Origin of the sequence: Sphingomonas sp. CD22 (genome assembly GCF_034556155.1) — a bacterium.
Classification (GTDB): domain Bacteria; phylum Pseudomonadota; class Alphaproteobacteria; order Sphingomonadales; family Sphingomonadaceae; genus Sphingomonas.
Genome location: NZ_JAYDYX010000011.1, coordinates 109,952 through 116,271, shown reverse-complemented (window position 1 = coordinate 116,271; position 6,320 = coordinate 109,952). Strand labels below are relative to the sequence as shown.

Below are 6,320 nucleotides of genomic sequence, written 5' to 3'. Positions count from 1 at the left end.
CCCGACCCCGCCCGCGCGCGCCGCGACAGTATCGACGCGATCCGCGCGCTGCGCCGGCAATGGTGACCGGGGCCGTCGCATAGGGGGGCGATCGCTCTCCAACTCCACCCCGTCACCCCGGACTCGTTCGAGACCTCTGCGGAAGCGGCATCGCCGGTGGATCAGCACGGTGCTCCTGCGAAATCAGGAGCCTAGTCCGGATCGACATGCAGGGGCTTGGCTAGAATTCCTCCCCCGCCAGGGGGAGGTGGCATGCCGCAGGCATGACGGAGGGGGAGGACACGCAACGCAAGACGTCGCTTACCTCCCCCTCCGTCACGGCTTCGCCGCGCCACCTCCCCCTGGCGGGGGAGGAATTTGATCTAGACCTGCCTCGCCCGCCGCGACGGGCAAAGCAGCCTTTAGCGTTCCCAAGTCTTCTGCCGGTGGCGCGGCGGCGTTCGATCCGGCACAGGCTCGGCCTTTGCGTAGCGAAGGCGGCGAACCACCGGTCATGATCAAGCTTACCGACGTCCGAAAGCAATTCCCCGGCGGCGGCGCGCCGGCGCTGGACGGCGTGTCGCTCGACATCGCGGAGGGCACGGTGTTCGGGATCATCGGCCGCTCGGGCGCGGGCAAGTCGACGCTGATCCGGCTGCTCAACGGGCTCGAACGGCCCTCCTCGGGCCATGTCGCCATCGAGGGGCAGGTGATCGACACCTTGCCCGCCGCCGACCTGCGCCGGCTGCGCCAGCGGATGGGGATGATCTTCCAGAATTTCGGCCTGCTGTCGTCGCGCACGGTGGCGGGCAACGTCGGCTTCCCGCTCGAACTCGCCGGTGCGCCGCGCCGCGACCGCGAGGCGAAGGTTTCCGCCCTGCTCGACCGCGTCGGCCTCGCCGCGCTCGCCGACCGTTATCCCGCGCAGCTCTCGGGCGGCCAGCGCCAGCGCGTCGGCATCGCCCGCGCGCTCGCGACCGACCCCGCCGTGCTGTTGTGCGACGAGGCGACCAGCGCGCTCGATCCCGAGACGACGCGCGACGTGCTCGCGCTGCTCCGCGACCTCAATCGCGAACTCGGCCTCACCATCGTGCTGATCACGCACGAGATGGAGGTGGTGCGCAGCATCTGCGACCGCGTCGCGGTGATCGAGGCGGGGCGGATCGTCGAGACCGGCGCGGTCGACGCCGTCTTCGCCGCGGCGCGCCACCCCGCGACGCAGCGCATGCTCGCGGCGGTGGCGGCATGACCGGGCTGTTCGTCAACATCGACTGGCCGGAGATCGGCCGCGCCTGCGTCGACACGCTGGCGATGCTGTCGGGATCGCTGTTGCTGTCGATCCTGTTCGGCCTGCCGCTCGGCGTGCTGCTCTATCTCACCGGCGAGCGCGGGCTGCTCGCCAACCGATTCGGCAATGCGGTGCTCGGCGCCATCGTCAACGTGCTGCGCTCGGTGCCGTTCATCATCCTGCTGATCGTGATGATCCCGCTGACCATGGCGCTGGTCGGCACCTCGCTCGGCGTCGCCGGCGCGATCCCGCCGCTCGTCGTCGGCGCCGCGCCTTTCTATGCGCGGCTGGTCGAAAGCGCGCTGCGCGAGGTCGACCGCACCACGATCGAGGCGACGCAGGCGATGGGCGCGACGACGCGGCAGATCGTCACCGGCGCGCTGATCCCCGAGGCCCTGCCCGGGCTGATCGCCGGCGCGACGGTGACCGCGGTCGCGCTCGTCTCGTTCACCGCGATGGCCGGCGTGGTCGGCGCGGGCGGGCTCGGCGATCTGGCGATCCGCTTTGGCTATCAGCGCTTCCAGACCGACGTGATGGTCGTCACCGTCGTGCTGCTGGTCGCGCTCGTCCAGCTCATCCAATATGGCGGCGATCGTCTCGCCCGCCGCGTCACCCGCCGTTGAAGGTCCCGCCGATGAACCGTCGTACCCTGCTCGCTACCGTGTCCCTCGGCCTCATCGCCGCCTGTTCGGGCGGCGCCAAGCCCGATGGCGCCACGCTCACCGTCGCCGCCACCGCGGTGCCGCATGCCGAAATCCTCGAACAGGTGAAGCCGCTGCTCGCCAGTCAGGGGCTGACGCTCGATATCCGCGTGTTCAACGACTACGTGCAGCCGAACCTGCAGGTCGACCAGCGCCAGATCGACGTCAATTACTTCCAGACCAAGCCGTATCTCGACCAGTTCAACGCCGCGCGCGGCACGCATCTGGTGCCGTTCGCGGGCATCCACGTCGAACCGCTCGGCGGCTATTCGCGCCGCTACAAGACGCTGGCGCAACTGCCCGACGGCGCAATGGTGGCGCTGCCCAACGAGCCGAGCAACGGCGGCCGCGCGCTGCTGCTGCTCCAGCGCGCCGGGCTGATCCGGCTGAAGGAGCCGACCAACGCGCTGTCGACGCTGCGCGACATCGCCGCCAATCCCAGGCATCTGCGCTTCAAGGAGCTGGAGGCGGCGACGCTGCCGCGCGTGCTCGGCGAGGTCGATCTGGCGATGATCAACACCAATTACGCGCTCGACGCCAAGCTCAACCCGACCCGCGACGCGCTGGTGATCGAGGACGCCAAATCGCCTTACGTCAATTTCGTCGTCGGCCGCGCCGGCGAACAGAACGACCCCCGCGTCGTCAAACTGATCGCCGCACTGCGCAGCCCGCAGACCAAGGCGTTCATCGACAGCCACTATAAAGGCGCGGTGCTGCCGGCGTTTTGAGGCGATCGGGGCGGGTTTTCCACCCCGCCAGCCTCAATCTGAACACAAGCGGGGGGCAGAAGCGCGGCGTCGTCGAACCGGGATTGCCGCCTGCCTCATGCCGCGTTTGTTCCGCCATCTCAGCGTCTTCGCCCTGCTTGCCGCCGCCGCGTGGCGGGTCGAGGCGGCGCCGTCGCAATTCGATCTGGTCGGGCCGCGGCTCGACGTCGCGGTCACGCACGATGGCGCGACGCTGCCGCTCGCCTGGGTGCCCAACCTCGCCGAGGGCGACCGGGTGTCGATCAAGCTCGACCTGCCGCCCGCCGGCAGCGAGCGCTTCCGGCTGGTCGCGGTGTTCCTGCGCGGTGCGGTCGAGCGGCCGCCGCGCGACTGGTTCCACGATACGCTGGGCGGCAAGGGCAAAAGCGGCGACCTTTCGCTGGTCGTGCCCAAGGGCGCGCAGCAGCTCGCGCTGTTCATCCTGCCCGAAAAGGGCGGCAGCGCCGATGCGGTGGCCAGCGCGGTGCGCAAACAGCCCGGCGCCTTCGTGCGCGCGGTGCAGGACCTCAACCAGGCGACGCTCGACCGGGCGCGGCTCGACACCTTCCTCGACGTGCTGCTCCAGGCCGAGCGCGAAAATCCGGACAGCGTCGGCGCGACCTCGCAGGTGCTGACCCGCAGCCTGGCGATCAAGCTGAAGGCGGAATGCCTGCAACAGCCCGCCGAGTTGCAGGCCGCCTGCCTGACCGGCGATCGCGAGACCTTGCTGTTCGCCGATACGCACAGCTCGGCGCTCGCCGACACGCTGACCGGCGCGCCGACCGACCTCGCCTTCCAGCTCAGCGCGACGCCGCAGGCGGGCTATGGCTTCTACAGTTCGTATATCGGCGTGGTGCGCGACATCTTCCGGCTGTTCGGCGCCTTCCAGTCGACGCAGCTCCAGTTCGTGCCGGCGCTGGCGCGGATGGGTGACAGCCGGATCACCCTGCTGCTCAACACGCCGCTCTCGTTCGCCAAGCCGGCATCGGTGATGGTCGTCGGCCTGCCCGCGATCGAGGCCGCCAAGCCGCCACCCCTGCGCCACGGCGAAGGCGCCGGCCTGTTGTGCGCGGCGAGCGGTGCGGTGCTGCCGGTCGAGGGCGCGCCGCTCGTCTATGCGACGCGCTATGCCCGCGACGTCATGGTACGCGTCGCCGGCACCGGCGGCGCGTCGGTCGACCTGCCCGCGCATGCCGACGCCCGCCGCGGCGGCTATGTGCTCGACAAGACGCTGCCCGACGCGGGGTTCGCCGGCCCGGTCGGCGCGCAGCTCCACGGCAATTGGGGCTTCACCGCCTTCGACGGGCCGCGCTTCACGCTGTCGCGCCCGCAGGCGAACGGCTGGGCGGCGGCCGCCAACACGACGCTGGTGGTCGGCCGCACCAACGCGGTCGCGCTCGCCGGCGAGGGCGCGGGCTGCGTCGCCAAGGTCGAGATGCGGCGCGGCGACGGCGCCAGCGAGACGTTGGGCTGGAAACAGGACGGCGAGCGCGGGATCGTCGTCGACGTGCCGCTCGACAAGGCGGCGCCCGGCCCGGTCACGCTGACCATCTCCGGCGCGGCCGGCGCGGCGCCGGCGACGATCACGCTGCCCGCGTTGCAGGAGATCGGCCGGCTCGATGCCTTGACGATCGCGGCGGGCGACGACGAGGCGGTGCTGACCGGTTCGCGGCTGGATCAGGTCCGCGAGGTGAGGCTGGGCGGCGCCACGCTGACGCCGGGTGCGCTGACCCGGTCGGACCGGGCGGATCAACTGATGCTCGCCGCCGCCGATCCCGCGGCATTGCGCGCGCTCGCCGCGGGCAGCCGGATCGTCGCCGACGTCGCCTTCGCCGGCAATCGCCACAAGACGATCGCGGTCACCGTCGCCGCCGCACGGCGGACGCCGCAGCTGCTCCAGCGCAGCGCGCAGCCGGTGCAGCGCGCGGGTGTGCTGCCGATGACATTGCAGCCCGACGGCGTGTTCGCGCAGGACGCGCGGCTCACCTTCGCCTTCCGCCTCGATCCCGCAACGCCGCTGACCGGCAAGGAGGTGGTCGAGATCGCCACCGCCGATGGCCAGGCGACGAGCCGGCTGACCGCGGGCAAGGGCTATGACCTGCAGGATGCGACGACCGGTATCGTCACGATCGTGCCCGCCGAGGCGCTCGGCGTGCTGGCGCATGGCGCGCTGCGTGTCCGCATCGTGCAGGATGGCGTCGCGACGCGCTGGACGCCGCTCGGCAGCGTCGTCCGCCTGCCCGAGCTACGCTCGATCGCCTGCGGCGCGGCGGGGCGCTGCACGGTGACCGGCGACCGATTGTTCCTGGCGCAGGCGATCGCCGGCGACGCGCGATTCGATGCGGCGCAGGCGATCCCCGACGGCTTCACCGCCAATGCCGTCGAGGTCGTACCGCCGGTCGCCGGGCAGAAGCCCGCCAGCCTCTACCTGCGGCTGCGCGACGCGGCCGGAGCGATCGCAACGGTCGCCGTGCCGTAAGGAGGCAAAGCGGGACCGATCGACGTTCCTCGCCTCCGCACCCTCGTTACCCCCTCCCGTCACCCCGGACTTGATCCGGGGTCCCGCTACCGTCTTCACCGTGCCGATCAGGAAGAAGCGGGCCCCCGGGTCAAGCCCGGGTGACGGCGGAGGCGGCGCGGATCGGGACCGTCGATCCCGTCTAGCCGGGCTTGGCGTGGCGGATACGGACGAGGCCGCAATGCGAACAGCGGTGGATCGTCGTGCCCGGCCGGTGGGTCGCCGGCTTGATCGTCCATAGGTGCAGGCCGAGGCGGCAGCGTAGAGCAGGCATGATACGCTCCTGAAAAGCCGTGATACTGAGCGTCTTCGCATGGAATGACGCTGAACCAACCGTTTATCTGCGGTTCAGCGCGCCGGGGGCGACCGGCGGTCAGTCCCGCGACGGTTGGGCGCCGCCGGCGCGGGCACCGGCCATCGTCCGCGACAGGCGGCGGCGGGCATCGCTGCGCCGCTGAAGCCGCTGCCGATGCCGGCCATAACCATAGGTCGCGGCGGCGGCGACGGCGGACGCGGTCGCGACGATGAAATAGGTCATGCGAGCCCCCGCGATCCAGCCTGTCGGCACCGGGCCTAGGCCGGCGGACGCGGCGCCGATACCGGCGCTGCCATTGCCGGTGTTCCAGCGGCTGTTGTCGGCGTGTCAGCCCGCCCGGAAAGGGTGTGCCAAGACAAGATGTTAACCTCTTTTCCGTAGCAAGAGCCATGGCTTCCGTAGATCCCACCCCCTATCCGACCTGGCTCGCGCAAGAAGAGCGTCAGGCGGACCGTCTCGCCGTCGTCTGGCCGGCGACGATCTCGTCGATGAAGTTCGATGCGGAGGCGTGTTCGATCAGCGACATCACCCATCTGGGGTGCCGGATCATGCTGACGCATCGCGTCACGGTCGGCACCTATGTGACGATCGACATGCCGCAATTGACCAAGCTGGAAGGCTGGATCGCGTGGAATCGCGAGCATGAGGTCGGCGTCGAATTCAGCCACCCGCTGCCCGTCGACGTGCTCAGCGACATCGAGCTGCGGATGCAGGCCGGGCCGCCGCATTGAGTTTGCGGTCAGCTTGTTGATTGTTCATAACAATTGAAGTT

At 70.3% G+C, this 6,320-nt stretch carries 7 protein-coding genes; 5 read left to right on the top strand and 2 right to left on the bottom strand.

The features are described 5' to 3' along the window. Positions 1-493: 493 nt before the first annotated feature. From SFC76_RS18000 to SFC76_RS17985, 4 genes are all read left to right on the top strand, one after another. Positions 494-1,228: a methionine ABC transporter ATP-binding protein gene (locus SFC76_RS18000; protein ID WP_322850786.1), complete on the top strand. Its 735-nt coding sequence runs from the start codon at positions 494-496 to the stop codon at positions 1,226-1,228. After that, positions 1,225-1,890 (top strand): methionine ABC transporter permease, encoded by a 666-nt coding sequence (locus SFC76_RS17995; protein WP_322850785.1) that lies wholly within the window; start codon positions 1,225-1,227, stop codon positions 1,888-1,890. The genes SFC76_RS18000 and SFC76_RS17995 overlap by 4 nt, the downstream gene beginning before the upstream one ends. 11 nt (positions 1,891-1,901) lie before the next feature. After that, complete coding sequence (locus tag SFC76_RS17990) at positions 1,902-2,696, top strand: MetQ/NlpA family ABC transporter substrate-binding protein (RefSeq protein ID WP_322850784.1); 795 nt, start codon at positions 1,902-1,904, stop codon at positions 2,694-2,696. Positions 2,697-2,793: 97 nt separating this feature from the next. Next, a complete protein-coding gene (locus SFC76_RS17985; protein ID WP_322850783.1) occupies positions 2,794-5,193 on the top strand; it encodes a hypothetical protein in 2,400 nt (799 codons plus the stop codon). A 181-nt stretch (positions 5,194-5,374) separates the two neighbouring features. On the opposite strand, the gene SFC76_RS17980 is transcribed toward SFC76_RS17985, so the two are convergent. Together SFC76_RS17980 and SFC76_RS17975 are read right to left on the bottom strand one after the other, a co-directional pair. Beyond that, entirely contained in the window at positions 5,375-5,506 is a 132-nt protein-coding gene (locus tag SFC76_RS17980) for a hypothetical protein (protein ID WP_322850782.1), read from the bottom strand. 99 nt (positions 5,507-5,605) lie between these two features. Continuing rightward, positions 5,606-5,770 carry a hypothetical protein gene (locus tag SFC76_RS17975; protein WP_322850781.1) on the bottom strand — a complete coding sequence of 55 codons (165 nt, stop codon included), beginning with the start codon at positions 5,768-5,770 and terminating at the stop codon, positions 5,606-5,608. Between the two features lie 167 nt (positions 5,771-5,937). Here SFC76_RS17975 and SFC76_RS17970 point away from each other — a divergent pair, with 167 nt between their 5' ends. After that, positions 5,938-6,279, top strand: coding sequence for a hypothetical protein (locus tag SFC76_RS17970; protein ID WP_322850780.1), 342 nt, complete (start codon positions 5,938-5,940; stop codon positions 6,277-6,279). Positions 6,280-6,320 lie beyond the last annotated feature (41 nt).

Bases quoted from the DNA above. Each gene is read 5' to 3' on its own strand.
- SFC76_RS18000 (WP_322850786.1), top strand. From the start codon at position 494: ATGATCAAGCTTACCGACGTCCGAAAGCAATTCCCCGGCGGCGGCGCG.
- SFC76_RS17995 (WP_322850785.1), top strand. From the start codon at position 1,225: ATGACCGGGCTGTTCGTCAACATCGACTGGCCGGAGATCGGCCGCGCC.
- SFC76_RS17990 (WP_322850784.1), top strand. From the start codon at position 1,902: ATGAACCGTCGTACCCTGCTCGCTACCGTGTCCCTCGGCCTCATCGCC.
- SFC76_RS17985 (WP_322850783.1), top strand. From the start codon at position 2,794: ATGCCGCGTTTGTTCCGCCATCTCAGCGTCTTCGCCCTGCTTGCCGCC.
- SFC76_RS17980 (WP_322850782.1), bottom strand. From the start codon at position 5,506: ATGCCTGCTCTACGCTGCCGCCTCGGCCTGCACCTATGGACGATCAAG.
- SFC76_RS17975 (WP_322850781.1), bottom strand. From the start codon at position 5,770: ATGACCTATTTCATCGTCGCGACCGCGTCCGCCGTCGCCGCCGCCGCG.
- SFC76_RS17970 (WP_322850780.1), top strand. From the start codon at position 5,938: ATGGCTTCCGTAGATCCCACCCCCTATCCGACCTGGCTCGCGCAAGAA.